The sequence below is a fragment of the Delftia acidovorans NBRC 14950 genome, assembly GCF_001598795.1.
GTDB classification, from domain to species: Bacteria; Pseudomonadota; Gammaproteobacteria; order Burkholderiales; family Burkholderiaceae_C; genus Comamonas; species Comamonas acidovorans.
The window spans coordinates 104,922-126,642 of sequence record NZ_BCZP01000001.1 but is presented as its reverse complement, the minus strand read 5'-3'; the positions used below and the strand labels follow the sequence as shown (position 1 = coordinate 126,642).

Genomic DNA, 21,721 nt, shown 5'->3' with positions numbered 1-21,721 from the left:
ATGGTCCTACGCTTCGAAGCCCACCCCGACAATCCCCAGCCCCGTCTCATCAAGCAGGCCGCCGACATGCTGCGCCAGGGCGCCATCCTGGCCATTCCCACGGATTCCAGCTACGCGCTGGTCTGCCATCTGGACGACCGCCCTGCGGTGGAGCGGCTTCGCCGCATCCGGCAGATCAACGACAAGCACCATCTCACGCTGCTGTGCCGCGACCTGTCGGAGCTGTCCAGCTATGCGCGCGTGGACAACCGCCAGTACCGCCTGCTCAAGCTGGCCACGCCGGGGCCGTATACCTTCATCCTGGAAGCCTCCAAGGAAGTGCCCAAGCGCCTGAGCCATCCCTCGCGCAAGACCATCGGCCTGCGCGTGCCGGACCGCAAGGGCACGCAGCTGCTGCTGGAGCAACTGGGCGAGCCGCTGATCGCCACCACGCTGATTCCGCCGGGCGAGACCGAGGCCTTGCACGACGCGGACGCCATCCTGGAGCGCTTTCCCCACGAGCTTGACGCCATCGTCGATGCAGGCGCCTGCCCTTCGGAGCCGACCACCGTGATCGACCTGGTTCCCATGGCCCTGGGCAATCCGCCGACCGTGGTGCGCCAGGGAAGGGGCAGCCTGGACGCCCTGGGCCTTGAGATGGCCTGACGAAGATGGCCCGGGCAGGGGCCATGCACCGCACCGCATGAACGACAAACGCCGGGCAAGCCCGGCGTTTGTGTTGTGAAGGGACGCTGACGAGAGAGATGCAGATCAGTGCTGCGCCAATTCCAGCGACTGCAGCGACCGGGCCGCAGGAGTCGGCGCACGCTGCTGTGGCCTTGGCGAACTTGGTGACCTTGGCGAACTTGGTGACCTTGGCGAACTTGCTGCGGGCGCCACGGCAACGGACGGGGCCAGCGCGGGCCTGGCCTGCGCTGCCGAGAACACCGCACCCGCCGCAGACTCTGGCTCGTCATCGAGCTTGAAGGCGCCCACCGCCTGCTCCAGATCCTGGGCGCGTTCGCTCAACGCCGAGGCCGCGCGCGAGGCCTGCTGCACCAAGGCTGCGTTCTCCTGGGTGGCGCTGTCCATGTGGCCCACGGCGGCGTTGACCTGGGCGATGCCCTCGCTTTGCTCGCGCAGCGCCTGCGACATTTCGCCCAGCAGGCCCGATACCTGGCCCACGGCGCCCACGATTTCCTGCATGGTGGCGCCCGCCTGGTTGACCAGGCCGGCTCCGCTTTCCACCTGGCGCACGCTGGTGGTGATCAGTTCCTTGATCTGCTTGGCGGCCTCGGCCGAGCGCCCGGCCAGGCTGCGCACCTCGCTGGCCACGACGGCAAAGCCCCGGCCCTGCTCGCCCGCACGCGCCGCCTCCACGGCCGCGTTGAGCGCCAGGATATTGGTCTGGAAGGCGATGCCTTCGATGACCTGGATGATGTCCACGATCTTGCGCGAGCTGCCGCTGATGGCCTCCATGGTCTGCACCACCTCGCTCACCACGGCCCCGCCGCGCTTGGCGGTGGACGAGGCATCGACGGCCAGGCCGCTGGCCGAATGCGCGCGGTCGGCGTTCTGGCGCACGGTGGCGGTGAGCTGCTCCATGCTGGCCGCCGTCTGGGCCAGCGCCGAGACCTGGGCCTCGGTGCGGCGCGACAGGTCGGAGTTGCCGGCGTCGATCTCGCCGGCCGACAGGCCGATGGAATCCGTGGACTGCTTGATGCGGCCGACCAGCTCGGTCAGCGTGTCCTCCATGGTGCCCAGCGCGCCCAGCAGGCGGCCGAAGTCGCCCTGCAGCTCGGTCGAGAACTCCTGGCTCAAATCACCGGCCGCCACGGTCTCGGCAATCAGGATGGCCTGGCCCAGCGGCTGCACGATTCCCCGCCGCAGGCTGAACCAGGCCACCAGGGCCAGCACGCAAACGGCAGCCCCCAGCCCCAGCACCCACCAGCGCGTGTGCACCAGCGCCTGCTCGGCCACCGTGGTCGCTCCCCCGGCCGCCAGCGCCTGTTCGGCCTGCCCCAGTGAAAACACCGTGACCGCCATCATCGTGAAGACCAGCAGATTGATACCGCCGAACGCAATCACCAACCGCCAGCCTATCGGCAGCCTGCCCAAGCCCAGTACGCCCACGTGCCACCTCTTGTACATATGGCCCGAGGGCCTTGGTGAAAAACCTGTTGAGGGAACCATCTCATTGGTGTTTCATTTTGCAACACAGAATGGGGCATTGCCAATCTGCGGGAAACCACCATATCCACGCGGCCAGAGCGCAGCGCACGGGCTCTGGCGGCTGCCAGCGGCAAGGGTGGCCAGCGTCTGAGACAATGCCCGCCGTGGACATCGCCAACCTCATCCAGACCGTACTCATCTATGCCCTGCCCGTGCTCTTCGCGATCACGGTGCACGAGGCAGCCCACGGCTATGCCGCGCGCCACTTCGGCGACAACACGGCCGCCATGATGGGACGCATCACGCTCAACCCCATCAAGCACATCGACCCCATCGGCACCATCCTGATGCCGCTGCTGCTGTACTTCGCCACCTCGGGCGCCTTTCTGTTCGGCTACGCCAAGCCCGTGCCCGTGCGCTTCGACCAGTTGCGCAACCCCAAGCGCGACATGATCTGGGTGGCCCTGGCAGGCCCGGCCTCCAATTTCGTGCAGGCCCTGCTGTGGGGCGTGCTGCTGGTGGTTCTGGTGGGATCGAGCGTGGGCGAGCGCTTCTTCATAGAAATGTGCCGCGCCGGCATCCTGGTCAATCTGGTGATGTGGGCCTTCAACCTGTTTCCGCTGCCGCCGCTGGACGGTGGCCGCATCCTGGTCGGCCTGCTGCCCTGGCGTCAGGCGCAGTGGGTGGCGCGCATCGAGCCCTGGGGCTTTTTCATCGTCATGGGCCTGGTCATCGCCGGCGTGGTCGGCAGCCTGTGGCTGCGCCCGCTGATGGACCTGGGCTACGCCGTGATCGACTTCGCGCTGACCCCGCTGATCGCGCTGCTGCGCTGAACGCGCTGCAGAACGGCCCACCGGCTGTCTCTGCGGCTCCCTGTTTTTCTCTCTTGCCTGTCGAAGCCTCCCGTCATGAGCACCATCCGTTTCCTCACCGGCATCACTCCCAGCGGAACCCCGCACCTCGGCAACTATGCCGGCATGCTGCGCCCGGCCATCGCGGCCAGCCGCTCGCGCGAGGTCGAGAACTTCTACTTCCTGGCCGACTACCACGCCCTGATCAAATGCCAGGACCCGGCACGCGTGCAGCGCTCCACCATCGAGATCGCGGCCAGCTGGCTGGCGGCCGGGCTGGACCCCGAGCATGTGACCTTCTACCGCCAGTCCGACATCCCCGAGATCCCCGAGCTGTGCTGGCTGCTGACCTGCGTGACCGGCAAGGGCCTGCTCAACCGTGCCCACGCCTACAAGGCGGCCGTGGACAAGAACCATGCGGACGGCACCGAGACCGATGACGGCGTGACCGCCGGCCTGTTCATGTACCCCGTGCTCATGGCGGCCGACATCCTCGCCTTCAATGCGCACAAGGTGCCTGTGGGCCGTGACCAGGTCCAGCACATCGAGATGGCGCGCGACATGGCCTCCAGCTTCAACCACATCTACGGCGGCGAGTTCTTCACGCTGCCCGAGGCGCAGGTCGAGGAGAACGTGGCCACGCTGCCCGGCCTGGATGGCCGCAAGATGAGCAAGAGCTACAACAACACCATCCCGCTGTTCTCCTCGCGCGAGCAGCTGCGCAAGCTCATCGGCAGCATCACCACCGACTCGCGCACGCCCGGCGAGCCCAAGGAAGTCGAGGGCTCGGCCCTGTTCCAGATCTACCAGGGCTTTGCCAGCGAAGAGGAAACCGAGGCGCTGCGCCGCCAGTACGCCGAAGGCATTGCCTGGGGCGACGCCAAGCAGCAGCTGTTCGAGCGCATCGACCGTGAGCTGGCCCCCATGCGCGAGCGCTACGAGCACCTGGTGGCCCACCCTGCCGAGCTGGAGGACATCCTGCAGGCCGGCGCCGCCAAGGCCCGCCGCGAGACCCTGCCCTTGATCCGCGAACTGCGCTCGGCCGTCGGCCTGCGCAGCCTGGCACAGGCACCCGTGGCCGCCAAGGCCAAGGCCGCCAGGCAGGCCCTGCCCCAGTTCAAGCAATACCGCGAAGCCGACGGCAAGTTCTACTTCAAGCTTGTCGCCGCCGACGGCCAGTTGCTGCTGCAAAGCCTGGGCTTCGACGCCCCCAAGGAAGCCGGCCAGGCCATCGGCCAGCTGCAAAGGGAAGGCGAGGCGGCCCTGTCCGCACTGCAGCCCCGGCTGCAGCCCGCAGACCCCCAGTTGGTGCTGGCCGCCCTGCAGCAACTGCGCGATGCCGCAGAGTAAGGGTAAGCTTCGCTTGAGAAACCGCCTATTTGCGGGCAGTCTTGCCCGCGGGCTCGGCGCCGGGATTGCGGCGCGTGCGTGAAAGGACATTTGGATGCGTATAGCTGCTCTGGACGATGATCCGCTGCAACTGGAGATGCTGCGTCAGGTCGCGCTGGAGACGGGCCACAGCTGCCACACCTACCAGACGGGCTCGGCCTTGCAACTGGAGCTTCGCCGCGAGAGCTTCGACCTGCTGATCGTGGACTGGCACCTCCCGGACATGGAAGGAACGGACCTGGTGCGATGGGCGCGTGGCCATGTCAGCCGCGAGCTGCCCATCCTCATCATCACCCACCGCAGCGAAGAGGCCGACATCGTCGAGGGCCTGTCCTGCGGCGCCGATGACTTCATGGTCAAGCCCGTGCGCCATGCCGAACTGCGCGCGCGCATGGCGGCCCTGTTGCGCCGCGCCTATCCGGTGAACACGCAAAGCGTGCTGGAGTTCGGTCCCTACCGGTTCCTCACCACCACCAACAGCCTGGAAATGCACGGCCAGCCCATCGAGGTGACGCACCGCGAGTACACGCTGGCCCTGACCATGTTCCAGAACCAGGGCCGGCTGCTTTCGCGCGAGCACCTGCGCGAAGCCGTGTGGGGGCACAACGCCGAAGTGCAGTCGCGCTCGCTGGACACGCATATCTCGCGCCTGCGCGCCCTGCTGAACCTGCGCGCCGGACAGCCCTACGCCATCAGTGCCGTGTACGGCTATGGCTATCGCCTTGATGTGCCCGACGCAGCGCTGCAGGCGCTGCAGCAGGCATCATGACCGTACACATGCCTGCCGCCCTGAGCAGGCCCGTATCGCGGGCCTGCATGCTGGCCGCTCTCGGCCTGCTGGGCCTGGGCGGCGCGCAGGCCCAGATCAAACCCGTGGCCCGCAACGGCGACACGATGGCACACCGGGTCGTCGCCGGCGACACGCTGGAGCAGCTGGCGGCCCGCTACCTGGGCGATGCCCGCCAGTGGACCGATCTGCAGCAGCACAACGGCGTGTCCAATCCCTACCGCCTGCGGCCCGGCTCCGTGCTGGAGATCCCCGTGCGTCTGCTGCGCGCCGCCGTGGCCTCCGTGGAGTTCGTGCAGGGTGATGCGCGCAGCACGCGCCCGCTGGACCACCTGGCCGATACGCAGGGCGCGGCTGGAGACGATGCGGGCCAGCCCCTGCGCAAGGGACAGACGCTGCAGGAAGGCGAGCGCCTGCAGCTGGCCCCGGACGCATTCGTCGCCGTGCGCCTGGCCGATGGCTCCCTGGTGCGCGTGCAGTCGCAGTCCGATGTGGTGCTGCGCCAGATGCGCCGCAAGGGCCGTGCCGGCAGCCTGCAGTCCGTACTGGACCTGCGCGAGGGCGGCGTCGAGGCCTCGGTGCCGCCCGAACCCGGCAACGCACAGCGCCGCTTCGAGATCCGCACGCCCGCTGCATCGACCAGCGTGCGCGGCACCCGCTTCCTGGTCCAGGCCGATGCCGCCGGCAGCACGGCGGCCGCCGTCGATGAAGGCACCGTCGCCGTGGGCTCCGACGCCTCAAGCGCGAACACTGGCGATGCGCTGCTGCGCCCGGGCCAGGGCGTGGCCGTGGCCGCCAATGGCCGCGTAGGCGAGCCCCGCCCCATGTTGGGTGCGCCCGACATCACGGCGTGGCCCGCGCTGGCGGAAGACGCCAACTGGATCAGCCTGCCCCTGCCCGGCTTGCCGGGCGCCGTGCGCTACCAGCTACAGCTGTCGCGCGATGCCGACATGACCCAGGTGCTGCGCAGCGCCAGTTTCCAGGCCACGGCATCGCCGCTTCGCCTGGCGGGCGTGGAGGACGGCGATTACGTGCTGTCCCTGCGCGGCATCGATGCCCAGGGCATTCCGGGCGCCGCCAGCCGCCGCGCCCTGCGCGTCAAGGCCCATCCCGTGCCGCCGCTGTATGAATCACCGCAGGCCGACGCCACCGTGGGCCTGGGCCGCGCCAGCCTGCAATGCACCCAGGTCGTGGGCGCCGCGCGCTACCGCATCCAGGTCGTCTCTGCCGATGCGCAGGCCGGCTTTGCCGAGCCCGCCGTCGATGCACGCGACCTGGACGACTGCACACTGCCCGCCACCACGCTGGCCCGCCTGCCGGCCGGACGCTATCTCTGGCGTGCCGCCAGCATTCGCACGCTGGCCGATGGACAGCCCGACCAGGGCCCGTTTGCCGCAGCCCAGGCCATGCAACTGGCGGCCGTTCCGCCCCAGCCCTCGGCCAGCGCGCTGCAGATGGGTGACGGCCCGTCAGAAGGCAGCCGCCAGATCCGCTGGAGCGGCGAGCCCGGCCAGCGCTACCACGTGATGGTGGCGCGCGACCAGGAGTTCACCGCGCCGCTGGTGGACCTCTGGACCGACCAGCCGCAATGGAGCACCGAGGAGCTGCCCGCAGGCAGCTACTACCTGCGCCTGCAGATCGAGGATGCCAACGGCCTGCGCAGCGACTTCTCGGCCGCGCGCCAGTTCCGCACCGGCAGCTGGATCGTCGATGCCAGCGGCGAGATGATGCATTCGGGCAACGGAGAGCGCCTGCAGCGCCAGTAGCCGTGCCCGTTCATTCCCTGACCGCGCTTGTCCACCCAGCCGCCCCCGCCTGACAGCCCCGCCACGCCGGCGCAGCCAGCGCCTGCGCGTGGCCGTGGACTGCGGCGGGACTGGCTGCTGCTGGCGGCGGGCCTGCTGTCCCTGGTGTTCTGGCTCAGCGGCGACGGGCAGCTCGACCGCATCAACGGCTTCGTCCAGGACACGGCCAGCTGGCTGCACCGCCCCAAGGCATCGCAGGACATCGTCATCGTCGCCATCGACGATGCCAGCATCGACGCCATTGGCCGCTGGCCCTGGCGTCGCGCATTGCACGCCGGCCTGCTGGAACGCATCAGCCAGGCACCGCCGCGCGCCATAGGCCTGGACGTGATGCTCAGCGAGGAAGACCTGGACTACCCCGGCGACGACCTGCTGCTGGCGCGCGTTCTGCAGCGCAGCGGCCGCACCGTCTTGCCCGTGGCGCCAGGCAGCGGCCCGCTGCCGGCCTTCGCACAGGCGGCAGCGGCGCTGGGCCATACCCAGCTGCCCGTGGACGCCGATGGCGCGGTGCGCGGCTTCCATGCCATCGAAGGCAGTGCGCAGCAGCCCTGGTGGCACATGGCGCTGGCCCTGCACTGCGTGGGCGAGAACGGCCGCGCATGCGCCCGCCCGGAGCCCGTGCCGCCCATGGACCCCGACTCGCCCTCCTGGCAACGCCGCCAGCAGGAGATCATTGCCTTTGCACAGGCCAGGCCGGAGCAAGGCGCCAGGGACCGCTCGCCCTTCACCACCTATTCCTACATCGACGTGCTGCGCGGCCGCATTCCTGCAGCGGCATTCCGCGGCAAATACGTGCTCATCGGCACGACGGCCACCGGCCTGGGCAGCCGCTTCACCGCACCGCTGGGCACCAGCGCGCGGCCCATCTCCAGCGTGGAGATGCTGGCCCATGTGCTCAACGGCAGCCTGCAGGGCTCGCATGTGCATCCCGCGTCGGCCACGCTCAACCGCGCGCTCAATGCGGCAGCCGTGCTGCTGGCCCTGCTGGCCCTGGCCTGGCTGGGCCCGTCGGGCGGCATGCTGGCCTGCGCGCTGCTGGCCCTGGCCTGCCTTTCGCTGGCCGGGCTTGCACCGCGCCTGTGGCAGGTGCAGACGGCGCCTGCAGCCGGCCTGCTGGGCCTGGCCCTGGCCTATCCGCTATGGAGCTGGCTGCGCCTGCGCGCCGCCGCGCGCTTTCTGGCACTGGAGCTGCGTGACCTGCAGGGGCAGGGCCTGCCCACCGCGCTGCGTCTGGGCGGCGATCTGCTGGACCAGCGCATCGCGGCCGTGGAGCAGGCTTCGCGCCAACTGCGCGCCCTGCACCATTTCGTCAGCGAAAGCCTGCGCCAGCTGCCCTCGCCCACCTTTGTCTGCGACCGGCAGGGCCATGTGCTGCTGGCCAATGCCGCAGCCCACGCCTATGCGCGCAGCCTGGGGCATGGCCTCAGGGCCGGCGATGCCCTGCCCCGGCTGCTCGATGGTCTGCGGGCACTGGACACGGCAGTCGGCGCATCTGCCGGCCAGCCCTTGCTCACGCCCGAGGCACTTGCCACCCACGGCCTGCCGCCCAGCAGCGAGGGGCGCGACCCCATGGGACGCAGCCTGATGCTGCTGACCCAGACCTTCGATGCACCGCCCACCACGGGCTGGCTGATCACCCTGGTCGATATCAGCGATCTGCGCAGCGCCCAGGCCCAGCGCGACCAGGCCATGCAGTTCATCTCGCACGACATCCGTGCGCCCGTGGCATCCATCATCACCTTGCTGGAGATGCAGCGCGGCGCCGTACAGGCACCCGACCTCGGCCTCCTGCTGCCGCGCATCGAAGGCTATGCCCAGGCCTCCCTGCAGCTGGCCGACGATTTCGTGCACCTGGCACGCGCCCAGCAGCAGGCGCTGCGCCGGGAACGGCTGGACCTTGGCCTGGTGCTGGACCAGGCCGTGGAAAGCTGCTGGGCCCAGGCCTCTGCGGCCCATGTGCAGCTGGAGTTCCACCTGCCCGAACAGGAATGCCCCGTGCTGGGCGATGCGGGCATGCTCCACCGCGCGGCCGTCAACCTGATCGGCAACGCCATCAAATACGGAGCGCGCGCAGATCAGGCAAACCCCGCCACGGTGCAATGCCTGCTGCGGCAGGACGCAGGCCATTGCCGCATCACCATCCGGGACCACGGGCCCGGCATGGATGGGAAGGCCGTCGCCCGGCTGAGCCAGCCGTTCGAGCGCCTGGACCATCACCAGCACCTCGACGGCGTGGGCCTGGGCCTGGCTTTCGTGCGCACCGTGGCCGCCCGACATGGTGGGCAGCTTGAGATAGAAAGCACGCCCGGCCAGGGCAGCGCCTTCAGCATCGTGCTGCCGAAAGCGGAACAGGCCTGACTGGCATCCCAGGGATGCGGATGCGAAAAACGAAAAAGCCCTGAAGTCTTTCAACTTCAGGGCTTTGCGTTTTTTGGTGCGGCTGGCAGGAATCGAACCCACGACCCCTTGGTTCGTAGCCAAGTACTCTATCCAGCTGAGCTACAGCCGCAACGCTTCGCATTGTAGCAGCGGGTTTTGGGGCTCCCGGACAAAAGCGCCATATTTCTGCAAAAAACCCGGCAGCCGCATTCCCCGGCAACCGGGCGAGGCATGCCATGCGGCATGCCGTGCGCCCAGCAAAAAAGCCTGCCGCCCGGAAAGGCGGCAGGCTTTTCATACCAATGGATGGTAGGGCCTCCCAGAGTCGAACTGGGCACCAACGGATTATGAGTCCGCTGCTCTAACCAAGCATGAGCTAAGGCCCCTGATTCACCAAGGCAGCACGGATGCAGGCCATGGCAAACAACTATTGTAGAGCCTAACCCGCAGGACTCAGCGCTTGTGACTCAGCGCATTGCTGACGAGCTTGGAGGTGATGTCCACGATCTGGATCATACGGTCGTAGTGCATGCGGGTGGGCCCGATCACGCCCAGCGTGCCCACCACCTTGCCGTCGAGCTCGTAGGGCGCGCTGACCACGGACAGCTCCTCGAAGGGCACGACCTGGCTTTCACCGCCGATGTAGATGCGCACGCCTTCCGCCTGGCTGGAAAAATCCAGCAGCCTGAGGATCTGGGTCTTTTGCTCGAACAGGTCGAAGGCGCGGCGCAGATTGCCCATGTCGCTGGAGAAATCGCTGACCGACAGCAGGTTGCGCTCGCCCGCGATGACCACGTCCTCCTGGGCGCTGGTCATGGCCTCCGTGCCGATGTTGACGGCCGCCTGCATGAGCGTGGCCACCTCGCCGCGCAGCAGCTCCACCTCGCCCTTGAGGCGCTCGCGCACCTCTTCCATGGCCAGGCCCGCGTAGTGGCTGTTGAGGAAGTTGGAGGCTTCGATCAGCTGCGAGGACGAGTAGTCCACGTCGGTGAAGATGACGCGGTTTTGCACGTCACCGTCGGGCGATACGATGATGACCAGAAAGCGCCGCTCCGACAGCCGCACGAATTCGATGTGCTTGAACACCGAGGTGCGGCGCGGCACCAGCACCACGCCCACAAACTGGGAAAGGCTGGACAGCAGGTTGGCGGCGTTGGCGATGACTTTCTGCGGCTGCTCGGGCGCGAGCTCGGGCGTCACGATATCGGCACGGTCTGCCGTGAGCATGGTGTCCACGAACAGCCGGTAGCCCCGGGCGGTCGGAATGCGGCCCGCCGAGGTGTGCGGGCTGATGATCAACCCCAGGTCTTCGAGGTCAGCCATCACATTGCGTATCGTGGCAGGCGACAATTCAAGCCCCGACGCACGCGACAGGGTTCGCGAGCCCACAGGCTGGCCGTCAGCGATATAACGCTCGATCAGCGCTTTGAGCAACAACTTGGCACGTTCGTCGAGCATGTGATGATTTTAATGATGTAATTTCCAGAAATGACGTCCACGTTTCGCCACGTTGCCTTGATCGGGAAGTACCACGCTCCCAGCGCAAGCGCCCCGTCCGAGAATGCCAGCAACGCGCTTGAGCGCATTGCGGACTTCCTCAGGCGCCAGGGCTGCGAAGTCGTGCTTGATACCCAATCGGCCCTGCACGCAGGGCTCACAGACTACCCCACCCTCGATGTCGATGGCCTGGGCAGGCATTGCGACCTGGGCCTGGTCGTCGGCGGCGACGGCACCATGCTCGGCGTGAGCCGGCACCTGGCGCAATACGGAACGCCCCTGATCGGGGTGAACCAGGGCCGCCTGGGCTTTGTCACCGACATCGCGCTGGAGGACTTCGAGGCCACGCTCACGCCCATGCTGCAGGGCGAATACGAGGAGGACCTGCGTCCCCTGATGTGCGCCCGCGTGATCCGCGACGGCCAGTGCGTGTTCGAGGCCCTGGCCATGAACGACGTGGTGGTCAACCGCGGCGGCACCTCGGGCATGGTGGAGCTGCGCATCGAGGTGGGCGGCCGCTTTGTCTCCAACCAGCGCGCCGACGGCCTGATCGTGGCCACGCCCACGGGCTCCACGGCCTATGCGCTGTCCGCCGGCGGGCCGATGATGCACCCTTCCATCCCCGCCTGGGTGATGGCACCCATTGCGCCGCACAACCTGTCCAACCGCCCCATCGTGCTGTCCGATGCCAACGAGGTCACGATCGAAGTCGTGGCCGGGCGCGATGTCAGCGCCAATTTCGACATGCAGTCCCTGGCCTCGCTGCAGCATGGCGACCGCATCCTCGTGAGCCGCGCCCACCACAGCGTGCGCTTTCTGCATCCCAAGGGTTGGAACTACTTCGCCACGCTGCGCAAGAAACTGGGCTGGAACGAGGGAGGCGCCTGACCATGGCGCTCAAGCGCATCGTTCTGCGCGACTTCGTGATCGTGCAGGCCCTGGATCTGGACTGGCATGCGGGCTTCACCGTGCTGACCGGCGAGACCGGCGCCGGCAAATCCATACTGATCGACGCATTGCAGCTGGCCCTGGGCGCCCGCGCCGACGCCGACGTGGTGCGCGAAGGCTGCACCCAGGCCGATATCTGCGTGGAGTTCGACGGCTGCGCGCGGCTGCGCCCCTGGCTGGAGGCCGCAGGCCTGGCCTGCGAGGACAGCAGCCTGCTGCTGCGGCGCACGGTGGACACCCAGGGCCGCAGCCGCGCCTGGATCAACGGCACACCAGCCACGGCCACGCAGCTGCGCGCCCTGGGCGAGCAGCTCATCGACATTCACGGCCAGCATGCCTGGCAAAGCCTCACGCGGCCCGATGCGGCGCGCGCGCTGCTCGATGCCTATGCCGGCATCGACAGCCGCGAGGTCCAGGGCTGCTGGAGCCGTTGGTCCCAGGCCCGGCAGGCGCTGCAGCATGCGCAATCCGCCCAGGACAGCCTGCAGCGCGAGCGCGAGCGGCTGCAGTGGCAGATCACCGAACTCGACAAGCTGGCCCCGCAGGCCGACGAGTGGGACGAGCTCAATGCCCAGCACACGCGCCTGTCGCATGCCCAGACGCTGATCGACACCGCCCAGACCACGCTGCAGATGCTGGAGGACGACGAGGCCGGCGTGATCACTCCGCTGGGCCGCGCCAGCCACCTGATCCAGAACCAGGAACACCTGGAGCCCGACTTCCAGAACATTGCCGACGTGCTGGCCTCATGCATGGCCCAGGCGCAGGATGCGCGCCATTCGCTGCAAAGCTATCTGCGCCGCGCCGACCTGGACCCCGAGCGCCTGGCCGAACTCGATGAGCGCCTATCGCTGTGGATGCAGCTGGCGCGCCGCTACCGCCGCACACCCGATGAACTGCCGGCGCTGCTGGCCGGATGGCGCCAGGAACTGCAGCAGTTGGACGCCGCCGTGGACATCGAGGCCCTGCATGCTGCCGAGCAATCGGCGCAGCAGCACTACCAGGCAAGCGCCCGGGTGCTGTCGCAGCAACGCGCCCTGGCCGCGCCACGCCTGTCGCGCGCCATCACCCAGGCCATGCAAGGCCTGGGCATGGAAGGCGGCCTGTTCGAGGCCGCCCTGTCCACGGCCGACTCCCCTGGTGCCTTTGGCGTGGACAGCGTGGCCTTTCTGGTTGCCGGCCACCCGGGCGCCAGTCCCAAGCCGATTGCCAAGGTGGCGTCGGGCGGCGAGCTGTCGCGCATTTCGCTGGCGATTGCCGTGACCACCAGCGAGCTGGGCGAGGCCGGCACGCTGATCTTCGACGAGGTGGACTCGGGCGTGGGCGGCGCCGTCGCCGAGACCGTGGGCCGCCTCATGCACGCACTGGGCCGATCGCGGCAGGTGCTGTCCGTCACCCACCTGCCGCAGGTTGCCGCCTGCGCCGACCAGCACTACCTGGTGGCCAAGCAGCGCGCCAGGCAAGGCACGCTCAGCACCGTGCAGCCGCTGGACAGCGCCGCACGCGAGGCCGAGCTGGCGCGCATGCTGGGTGGCGAGCGACAGTCCGAAACCACGATGGCCCATGCCCGCGAAATGCTGGCCATGGCGCGCCAGGCACCCGCGCCCCGCCCACCCCCGCGACGGGCCGGCCGGCAGCGGCCACAGTCCGATGCCGACCGCACACGGTCCAAGCCGGGACGCGCGGCCAACGGCGCGCGCAACACCAATGGAGGCTGATGCCATGTCGCTTGAGATCGTGCTGATCACCGGGATGTCCGGATCGGGCAAATCCGTCGCCCTGCATGCGCTGGAGGATGCCGGCTACTACTGCGTGGACAACCTGCCCCCCGAGCTGCTGTCCGCCTTCGTCGAACTGGAGCACGGCCGCCACAGCAACAAGGTGGCCATCGCCATGGATGCGCGCAGCGCCGGCGGACTGCCCCACCTGCCCGGTCAGCTGGAACGGCTGCAGCGCCAGGGCGTCGTGCCCCACCTGGTCTTTCTGGACGCCACCACGGGCACCCTGGTGCGGCGCTTCTCCGAAACCCGGCGCCGCCATCCGCTGTCGCAGGGGCCGGTCGCCGAAGGCCGCCGCGCCCTGGTGCAGGACATAGAAACCGAGCGTGAACTGCTGGGCGACCTGCGCGAGAAGTCGCACGTCATCGACACCAGCCACCTGCGCTCGTCCCAGCTGCAAAGCTATATCAAGGAGCTGATTGCGGCCCCGGTGGGCCAGATGACGCTGGTCTTCCAGTCCTTCGGCTTCAAGCACGGCCTGCCCTCGGATTCCGACTATGTGTTCGATGTGCGCATGCTGCCCAACCCGCACTACGAACCCCAGCTGCGCCCGCTGACCGGCATGGACGCGCCCGTGGCCGAGTTCCTGCGCCAGCAGCCCGGCGTGGACCAGATGCGCCGCGACATCCAGCAGTTCCTGGAGTCCTGGCTGGACATGATGGCCAGCAACCACCGCAGCTATGTCACCGTGGCCATCGGCTGCACCGGGGGCCAGCACCGCTCGGTCTTCCTGGTCGAGGAACTGGCGCGGCACTTCGCCCCGCGCTGGCCCACGCTGTGCCGGCACCGCTCGCTGGACAGCCGGCCCACGCTCAAGCCTGCCGACTTGCTTGCGCACGACGTCTGAGCGCCAGGCCCCGCCTCCGGAACACTGCGATGCAAGGCTTGCCGATGACGAACGCTCCGCGCGTGCTGCTCGTGGAGGACGACCCCGCCATCGCGCGCACCGTCTGCTATGCGCTGGAGCGTGACGGCATTGCCGTGCGCCACTGCCTGCAGTTGGCCGATGCACGCGCGCAATGGCGGGCGCAGCCGCCCGATGCCCTGCTGCTGGACGTGGGCCTGCCCGATGGCAACGGCCTGGACTGGTGCCGCGAGCTGCGCCAGGCCGGCGCCGCCGTGCCGCTGCTGGTGCTCAGCGCACGCGGCGAGGAAATGGACCGCGTGCTGGGCCTGGAGCTGGGCGCCGACGACTACCTGACCAAACCCTTCAGCCCGCGCGAGCTGGTGGCCCGCACCCGCGCCCTGCTGCGCCGTGCGCAGCGCCTGCAGCCCGCGCCAACGGCCAGCGCAGCGCCGGCCGATGCCCTGTTCAGCATCGATACGCAAGGCCAGCGCGTGCGCATGCAGGGCGTGCCCCTGGAGCTGACGCGGCGCGAGTACCAGCTGCTGCGCTGCCTGCTGGAGCGCCCCGGGCGCATCCTCAGCCGCGAGTTCCTCCTCGACAGCATCTGGGGCCAGGACAGCGACAGCACGGACCGCACCGTGGATACGCACGTCAAGACCCTGCGCGCCAAGCTGCGCGCCCAGGCGCCGCAGCAGGACTTCATCACCACCCACCGCGGCATGGGCTACAGCCTGACGCTGCCGGGCTGAGCCACCGCAGCACGCCATGCGCCTCGGACTGCGGCTGTTCTTCGCCTTTTTCGTCATCAACGGCCTGGCCGCATTCTTCGTGCTGCGCGTCTTCATGGTCGAGGTCAAGCCCAGCGTGCGCAAGGTGACCGAGGACACGCTGGTCGAGACCGCCTACGCCCTGGCCGCGCTGGCCAGCGACGACATGGCCAGCGGCGTGCTGCAGCAAAGCCCTGCGGACAGCCGCTTCGCGCACCACATGCAGGCCTATGCCAACCAGACCGTCAAGGTCTGGATCTGGGACACGCGCAAGACCAGCCTGGACATGCGCGTCACCGTCACGGACCAGAAGGGCCTGGTGCTGTTCGACTCCGCCGGGCTGGACCAGGGCGCCGACTACTCGCGCTGGCGCGACGTGTACCGCACGCTGCGCGGCGAATACGGCGCACGCACCACGCGCGAGGTGCAGAACGACGAGGCCAGCAGCGTCATGTATGTCTCGGCACCCATCATGCTCGATGGCCGCGTGGCGGGCGTGCTCACCGCCTCCAAGCCCGCCCACTCGGTGCAGAAGATCGTGGACAGCGCGGAAAGCAAGATGCTGCGCGGCGGCCTGCTGTTCCTGCTGCTGTCGGCCGGCGTGGGCTTTGCCGTCACCTGGTGGCTGGTCATCCATGTGCGGCGCCTGCGCAGCTATGCCCAGCAGGTACAGGCGCCCACGCTCAACGAGGCCGCCTCGCCCACCACGGCGCCCCCCATGCCCGAAGCCCCGCGCATGCCCGGCGAGCTGGGCGAACTGGCCCGCGCCATGGAGAACATGCGCAGCCGCCTGGAAGGGCGCGACTACATCGAAGGCTATGTGCGCGCCCTCACGCACGAGCTCAAGAGCCCCGTGGCTGCCATCCGTGGCGCAGGCGAGCTGCTGCAGGAAGACCTGCCCCCGGCCGACCGCGAACTGTTCGCGCGCCAGGTGGTGGACCAGTGCCAGCGCCTGCAAAACCTCGTGGACCAGTTGCTGCGCCTGAGCCAGCTGGAGCAGCGCCGCGCCCTGCACGCGCACACGGCCTGCAGCCTGCAGGCCTGTGCCGAACAGGCAATGGCGCAAGTCCACAGCGCAGCGCACCAGCGCCGCATCCAGCTGGTTCTGCAAGGCCAGGACAGCAGTGGCCCCTGGGAGCAGGACCTGGTGGTGCTGGCCCTGAGCAACCTGCTCAGCAACGCCATCGACTTCGCCCCCGAGGGCAGCAGCATCCACGTGGACCTGGAGCCCGGCCGCGTCAGCGTGCGCGACCACGGCCCCGGCGTGCCCGAGGCGCTACTCGGCCGGCTGGGCGAGCGCTTTTTCACCACCCCCCGCCCCAACGGGGAGCGCAGCGGCACGGGACTGGGCCTGTCCATCGTGCTGCGCATCATGCTGCTGCACGGCGGCAGCATGCAGGCCACCAACGCCCACCCCGGGCTGCGTGTCACGCTGAACTGGCCACTGCGGGCACACTGACGCCCACCCCCTATCGGCCCTGCGAATCCGACTTCACACCCGCTTCACACACTTCATTCCGGCCACACAGCCACCGCCCAGACTGCGTCCACGATCAACGAACGGGATGTGGAATGAAGAACCGACTGCTTGCCAAAGGCGTGGCCCTGCTGGTCATGCTGGGCCTTTTGATGCTGGGCCTGGGCCTGATACACGACGTGGTGCGGGACCGCATACGCAACCGCGACAACGCCGTGCAGGGCGTGGTCGCCAGCCTGGCTGGCCGCCAGACGCTGATGGGCCCGGTGCTGGTGCAAAACTGCACCGAGACCACGGGCTTGGAAAAAGGCAGCAAGACCGAATGGACCACGCGCCAGTTCCAGCGCATGCTGCTGCCCGACCAACTGCGCCACCAGGCCACGGCGCGCATGGAGGAGCGCTCGCGCGGCCTGCACCAGGTCAGCACCTATGCCATGCAGGACAGCATCAGCGCCAGCTTCACGAACGCCGCCCAGTACCTGGAAAGGCCCTCCATCGACACGGCGGCCAACCAGACCGTGCGCTGCGGCGCACTGCGGGTGGCGCTGTCGCTCACCGATCCGCGCGGCATACGCTCGGCCACCATCGAAGCCGATGGCAAGAGCCTGGACGTGGGCCCCGGCACATCACTGGAGCGCTATTCGCAGGGCCTGCAGGCGGAACTGGCGCCGGCCCTGCTCAAGAAGGACGGGCCCCTTGAACTGAAGATTGCCCTGGAACTGGTGGGCACCGAAAAGCTGGCCTTCGTGCCGCTGGGCAGCCACAGCCAGGTCCAGTTGTCGGCCGACTGGCCCCATCCCTCGTTCGGTGGCAGCTTTCTGCCCAACCGGCGGGAGATCAGCGCCAAGGGCTTCGAAGCCAGCTGGAACCTCTCGGCCCTGGCCTCGTCCGCACGCCAGGCCTTCACTGACCAGCAGCCGCTGTGCCAGCCCGGCCGCCGCGACATGGAGGAATACGCGGCCACCGCCCATGCCCCCAACAGCGGCCCTTGCCTGGAATCGCTGGATACGGACTTCGTGGACCCCATCAACGCCTACTCGTTGAGCGACCGCGCCACCAAGTACGGCCTGCTCTTCGTGGTGCTGACCTTCGTGGCCGTCGGCCTGTTCGAGGTGCTCAAGCAGCTGCGCGTGCATCCCATCCAGTACCTGCTGGTGGGATCGGCGCTGTGCAGCTTCTTTCTGCTGCTGATCAGCCTGTCGGAGCACATGGGATTTGCCAGCGCCTACGGCATTGCCGCCTCGGCCTGCGTGCTGCTGCTGGCCTACTACGCCAGCCACATCCTGGGCAGCCTGCGCCGCGGCCTGCCGTTTGCGGCGGGCATCGCCGCACTCTACGGCCTGCTGTACGTGCTGCTGCAACTGGAGCAAAGCGCGCTCATCGTGGGATCGATCGCGCTGTTCGCGGTGCTGGCCCTGATCATGGTCTGCACGCGGCATGTGGACTGGTATGCCTTCGGCCGGCAGGATGGCGACCGCTCAGGTGAAGGCGCGGGCACCCCACCCACCGTGGGAGCGCTGCAGCCATGAGCACCATCACCGCCATCAGCGATATCCGCAGCCCGGACAATCAGGCGCTGGAGCGCCAGCGCTGCGAGCAGGCCTGGCAACAGGCCGTGCAAAGCGGGGACCGCCATGCCCTTGGCTCCCTGCGCCTGCACATTGCCGACGCCACCGCACGCGCCAGGCGCACGCCCGGCGCACGGGAACAGTGGCTGGCCTGGATGCTGCTGCGATGCGCCCTGCTGCTGCCGCGCCGCAGGTTCTAGCCAGCCGGGCCGGCCGTGGCCTCAGCCCGCAAATTGCGCATCCAGCAGCTTGCGTACCGGGGCTGGCAGGCCCATGTCGGCCCAGGCTCCGGCATCGGCCCAGCAGCCCTGGCCGTCCGGCGTGGCGGCATCGAGGCCGCCGCCCTGCACGCGCACGCGCACGCGCACCGGATGCAGGTGCAGATCGCGGTGGGTGAGCACATGCAGGAAGGCAGGCAGATCGGTCCAGTCCAGGAGCGCCGTTCCCGGCCAGTGCTGTGCCACCGCCTGCTCCAGCGCCTCGCGCCCGTTGAACACGGGCGGCGCATAAAGCCCTGCCCATATGCCCTGCTGAGGACGGCGCTCCAGCCAGACGCGGCCCTGCCCGTCCACGGCGATCAGCAGCCACCAGGCCTCGGAACTGCGCTTGAGCTTGCGCGTTCGCACGGGATAGTTTTCGGGATTGCCAAAGCGCGCCGCGCGGCACTGCGGCTGCAGCGGACAGACCAGACAGCTGGGCTTGCGCGGCGTGCAGATGGTGGCACCCAGGTCCATCAGGCCCTGGGTATAGCGGGGCATGGCCTGCTGCAGGCCCTCGGTGGGGCACAGCTGCTGGGCCAGGTCCCACAGTTCGCGCTCATTCCTGGCAACAGCCAGATCCGCATCGAAAGCCAGCACGCGTGTGAGCACGCGCCGCACGTTGGCATCGAGGATGGGCACACGCTCGGAAAAGCAAAAGGAGGCGATGGCGCCCGCCGTGGACCGGCCTATGCCCGGCAGCGTGGCCAGATCCTCGGCCCTGCCGGGAAAGGCACCACCCCAGTCCTCGACCACGGCCTGGGCACAGCGGTGCAGGTTGCGCGCACGGCTGTAGTAGCCCAGGCCGCTCCACAGCGCCAGCACCGCGTCCTGCGGTGCGGCCGCCAGGCTGGCGACATCGGGGAAGGCATCGAGAAAGCGCTGGTAGTAGCCCAGCACGGTACTCACCTGGGTCTGCTGCAGCATGATTTCGGAGAGCCAGACGCGGTAGGGATCGCGCGTCTGCTGCCAGGGCAGGTGATTGCGTCCATGCGACGCCTGCCACTGCACGACGGGCGTGGCAATCGAGGGAAAGGTCAAGATATCAAGCAGTCAGTGAGGTTTCCTGTGCAGCCTTTGCCAGGCCGGGGAAGGCAGGCGTGGGCGACAGGGGTTGCAGCAGTTCCATGGTGGCCTGCCCCAGCTGCAGCTGCAAGGCCGTGAGCTGTTCGTCAGCGGTCTCGATCTCGGCAATGCGTTCCACCAGGCCCGAGGCCGCATTCTGTATGCGGTCCACCGCTTCGATGCGGCGGGCAAAGCTGCGCTTGCGCTCCTTCAATTGGGCATCGAGCTGGGCCGTGGCGGATTTGCTCCACATGTCCACGTCGTTGGCCGCAGACTCGAACACCGTGCGCAACCGCATCGCCAGCGCCTTGATCAGGCGCTGCGCAAACGCAGGATTGCTGCGCCTGAGCGCATGACCCAGGCCCAGGTACTGGGTATAGCTGGCCTCGATGCGCTGCAGGTCGCCGCCGAACTCGGCCAGTTCCAGCTGGGCCGGAGCCTGCAGCGAGAAGCCAAACTCGGCATTGAGTTCCTTGAAGGTCGCGCCTAGCATGGACTGGATCTCTCCGGCCTGCGCCTGCGCCCGGGTCGCCACGGTACGCAGGCGCTCGAAGGTTTCGGCATAGACCTTGCGGGCGCCCAGCTTCAGGCCGCGCTGCTCCAGCGCATCCTTGAGATCGACCAGTTCCTGCTTGAGCGCGCTGGAGCCCAGCTGGCGGAAGATGTCGCGCAGCATGCGCATGTGCACCAGCCGAACGGCCTGGATCCTGGCGGCGCTGGCATCGAAATCCTGCTGCTCGCTCTCGATGCGGTGGCGCATGGAGGCGATGACGCTGGCATTCTTGCCGCGCAGGCTGCGCAGCTCGGCCATCTGGTCGTCCAGGTCGCGGCGGCGGATGTTGAGCACGCGCTCCACCTCGACCTGCAACTGCTGCACATTGGCCCTGACGGCCGTCTGCAGCACCTTCTGGCGCTGGCCCATGATGCCCTCGGCCAGCATGTTCTCGAAAACGGGCAGTCCGCTGGCCTGCAGCAGCGCATCGTTGCTGGAGACCTTGGCCACCAGGCCCTTTTGCGCCGACACGGGCAGCACCCGCTCCATGGGCAGGCCCAGCATCTGTGCCGACTCCTGGCGCTGGCGCTGCAGTTGGGCCTGCACCTGCGACGCGGAACTCAGGCTGTCCCAGAGCGTGTCTATCTTGTTGAGCACCACGAGGCGGGAGTCGGCCAGCGCATGCTGGCCCGAAGCCACATCGGGCGGCAGCACATGGTCGCGCCAGATGGCCAGATCGGACTTGGTCACGCCGGTATCGGCCGCCAGCACGAAGACCACGGCATGGGCCTGGGGGATCAGGTTGACGGTCAGCTCGGGCTCGGCGCCCACGGCATTCAGGCCGGGCGTATCCAGAATCACCAGCCCCTGCTTGAGCAGGGGGTGGGGCATGTTGATCAGCGCATGGCGCCACATGGGCACCTCTACCAGGCCCTGCTCATCCACGAAGGGATTGCCGCCCTGGTCCTCGTCATGCCAGAAGCCCCAGGTCCGCGCCAGTTCCACGGAAACCTTGCGCACTTCGGCCACCTTGGCCAGCGTGTCGGCGATCTGCTGGGCATTGTTCACGTCGAGCGGCAGCTGCAGCCAGGCCTCGGGACGGGCGCGCCACTGGCCCAGGCTTTCCAGCGATTCGCGCGTATCGATGGGCAGCAGGCGCAGGCTGGGCTGCAGCTCGGCTTCCCAGCCCAGCTCGGCGGGGCACATGGTCGTGCGCCCTGCGCTGGCCGGCATGAGGCGGCGGCCATAGTGGGCGAAGAAGACCGCATTGATCAGCTCGGACTTGCCGCGCGAGAACTCGGCCACGAAGGCCACCATGACCTTGTCGCCACGCACCTGGGCTTCCAGCCGCTGCAGCCGCTCCTGCACCGCGACATCCAGCAGCTCCTGGGACTGCAGCCATTCGCGCAGCGCATGCAATTGCTGCGCAAAGCCGCGGCGCCATGCGCCGTGCTGGTCGAATTGCTCGTTGAATGATGGTCCCACGTGTTTCCCCCGCCATTGCATCGCCAATGTCTGCCGATGCCTAGTGATCGCCTCGACATTGCGTCGCAAGCGTTATGCCTGTTCTCTTCAAAATATAGCACCGTCGCCCCGTTTTGCCTGCTGCGGCGCCCCAAGGCCGGCCCCTGGAGCGGGGGGATTAAGGACAAAATATCGTTT

At 68.3% G+C, this 21,721-nt stretch carries 17 protein-coding genes and 2 tRNA genes; 13 read left to right on the top strand and 6 right to left on the bottom strand.

The window, feature by feature from the left end:
• Window positions 1–645, top strand: a complete 645-nt coding sequence (locus tag DA1_RS00535) for an L-threonylcarbamoyladenylate synthase (protein WP_012207210.1) — start codon at window positions 1–3, stop codon at window positions 643–645.
• 105 nt (window positions 646–750) lie between these two features.
• Here DA1_RS00535 and DA1_RS00530 read toward each other — a convergent pair whose 3' ends face one another.
• Window positions 751–2,130 carry a methyl-accepting chemotaxis protein gene (locus tag DA1_RS00530; RefSeq protein ID WP_034396839.1) on the bottom strand — a complete coding sequence of 460 codons (1,380 nt, stop codon included), beginning with the start codon at window positions 2,128–2,130 and terminating at the stop codon, window positions 751–753.
• Between the two features lie 176 nt (window positions 2,131–2,306).
• Between DA1_RS00530 and DA1_RS00525 the strand changes: the two genes are divergently transcribed.
• The 5 genes from DA1_RS00525 to DA1_RS00505 all read left to right on the top strand — a co-directional run bounded on the left by DA1_RS00525 (window position 2,307) and on the right by DA1_RS00505 (window position 9,341).
• Window positions 2,307–2,984 (top strand): site-2 protease family protein, encoded by a 678-nt coding sequence (locus DA1_RS00525; protein ID WP_034396841.1) that lies wholly within the window; start codon window positions 2,307–2,309, stop codon window positions 2,982–2,984.
• A gap of 75 nt (window positions 2,985–3,059) precedes the next feature.
• Window positions 3,060–4,352, top strand: a complete 1,293-nt coding sequence (locus tag DA1_RS00520; RefSeq protein ID WP_034396843.1) for a tryptophan--tRNA ligase — start codon at window positions 3,060–3,062, stop codon at window positions 4,350–4,352.
• Window positions 4,353–4,446: 94 nt separating this feature from the next.
• The gene (locus DA1_RS00515) at window positions 4,447–5,160 is read left to right on the top strand and encodes a response regulator transcription factor (protein WP_034396845.1); all 714 of its coding nucleotides are present in this window, start codon (window positions 4,447–4,449) and stop codon (window positions 5,158–5,160) included.
• The gene (locus DA1_RS00510) at window positions 5,157–6,944 is read left to right on the top strand and encodes a FecR family protein (protein WP_034396847.1); all 1,788 of its coding nucleotides are present in this window, start codon (window positions 5,157–5,159) and stop codon (window positions 6,942–6,944) included. Before DA1_RS00515 ends, DA1_RS00510 begins: the two co-directional genes overlap by 4 nt.
• A gap of 27 nt (window positions 6,945–6,971) precedes the next feature.
• Window positions 6,972–9,341, top strand: coding sequence for a CHASE2 domain-containing protein (locus DA1_RS00505; protein WP_034396849.1), 2,370 nt, complete (start codon window positions 6,972–6,974; stop codon window positions 9,339–9,341).
• Window positions 9,342–9,415: 74 nt separating this feature from the next.
• On the opposite strand, the gene DA1_RS00500 is transcribed toward DA1_RS00505, so the two are convergent.
• From DA1_RS00500 to hrcA, 3 genes are all read right to left on the bottom strand, one after another.
• Window positions 9,416–9,492, bottom strand: a tRNA-Arg gene (locus tag DA1_RS00500).
• Between the two features lie 177 nt (window positions 9,493–9,669).
• Window positions 9,670–9,748 (bottom strand) — tRNA-Ile (locus tag DA1_RS00495).
• A gap of 67 nt (window positions 9,749–9,815) precedes the next feature.
• Window positions 9,816–10,820, bottom strand: coding sequence for a heat-inducible transcriptional repressor HrcA (gene hrcA / locus DA1_RS00490; protein WP_034396851.1), 1,005 nt, complete (start codon window positions 10,818–10,820; stop codon window positions 9,816–9,818).
• A 30-nt stretch (window positions 10,821–10,850) separates the two neighbouring features.
• Here hrcA and DA1_RS00485 point away from each other — a divergent pair, with 30 nt between their 5' ends.
• From DA1_RS00485 to DA1_RS00455, 7 genes are all read left to right on the top strand, one after another.
• Window positions 10,851–11,747, top strand: a complete 897-nt coding sequence (locus tag DA1_RS00485) for an NAD kinase (protein WP_012207218.1) — start codon at window positions 10,851–10,853, stop codon at window positions 11,745–11,747.
• A gap of 2 nt (window positions 11,748–11,749) precedes the next feature.
• The gene (gene recN, locus DA1_RS00480) at window positions 11,750–13,525 is read left to right on the top strand and encodes a DNA repair protein RecN (RefSeq protein WP_034396853.1); all 1,776 of its coding nucleotides are present in this window, start codon (window positions 11,750–11,752) and stop codon (window positions 13,523–13,525) included.
• Between the two features lie 4 nt (window positions 13,526–13,529).
• On the top strand, window positions 13,530–14,432 hold the full coding sequence (gene rapZ, locus DA1_RS00475) for an RNase adapter RapZ (RefSeq protein WP_012207220.1): 903 nt from the start codon (window positions 13,530–13,532) through the stop codon (window positions 14,430–14,432).
• A 29-nt stretch (window positions 14,433–14,461) separates the two neighbouring features.
• A complete protein-coding gene (gene creB, locus DA1_RS00470; RefSeq protein ID WP_080736956.1) occupies window positions 14,462–15,181 on the top strand; it encodes a two-component system response regulator CreB in 720 nt (239 codons plus the stop codon).
• A gap of 16 nt (window positions 15,182–15,197) precedes the next feature.
• A complete protein-coding gene (creC, locus tag DA1_RS00465; RefSeq protein WP_034396857.1) occupies window positions 15,198–16,658 on the top strand; it encodes a two-component system sensor histidine kinase CreC in 1,461 nt (486 codons plus the stop codon).
• A gap of 113 nt (window positions 16,659–16,771) precedes the next feature.
• On the top strand, window positions 16,772–18,205 hold the full coding sequence (creD, locus tag DA1_RS00460; RefSeq protein WP_034396859.1) for a cell envelope integrity protein CreD: 1,434 nt from the start codon (window positions 16,772–16,774) through the stop codon (window positions 18,203–18,205).
• Entirely contained in the window at window positions 18,202–18,444 is a 243-nt protein-coding gene (locus tag DA1_RS00455) for a hypothetical protein (protein WP_012207224.1), read from the top strand. The genes creD and DA1_RS00455 overlap by 4 nt, the downstream gene beginning before the upstream one ends.
• 21 nt (window positions 18,445–18,465) lie before the next feature.
• On the opposite strand, the gene mutY is transcribed toward DA1_RS00455, so the two are convergent.
• Together mutY and DA1_RS00445 are read right to left on the bottom strand one after the other, a co-directional pair.
• On the bottom strand, window positions 18,466–19,542 hold the full coding sequence (mutY, locus tag DA1_RS00450; RefSeq protein ID WP_034396861.1) for an A/G-specific adenine glycosylase: 1,077 nt from the start codon (window positions 19,540–19,542) through the stop codon (window positions 18,466–18,468).
• A gap of 4 nt (window positions 19,543–19,546) precedes the next feature.
• On the bottom strand, window positions 19,547–21,544 hold the full coding sequence (locus tag DA1_RS00445; RefSeq protein ID WP_013800863.1) for a dynamin family protein: 1,998 nt from the start codon (window positions 21,542–21,544) through the stop codon (window positions 19,547–19,549).
• Window positions 21,545–21,721 lie beyond the last annotated feature (177 nt).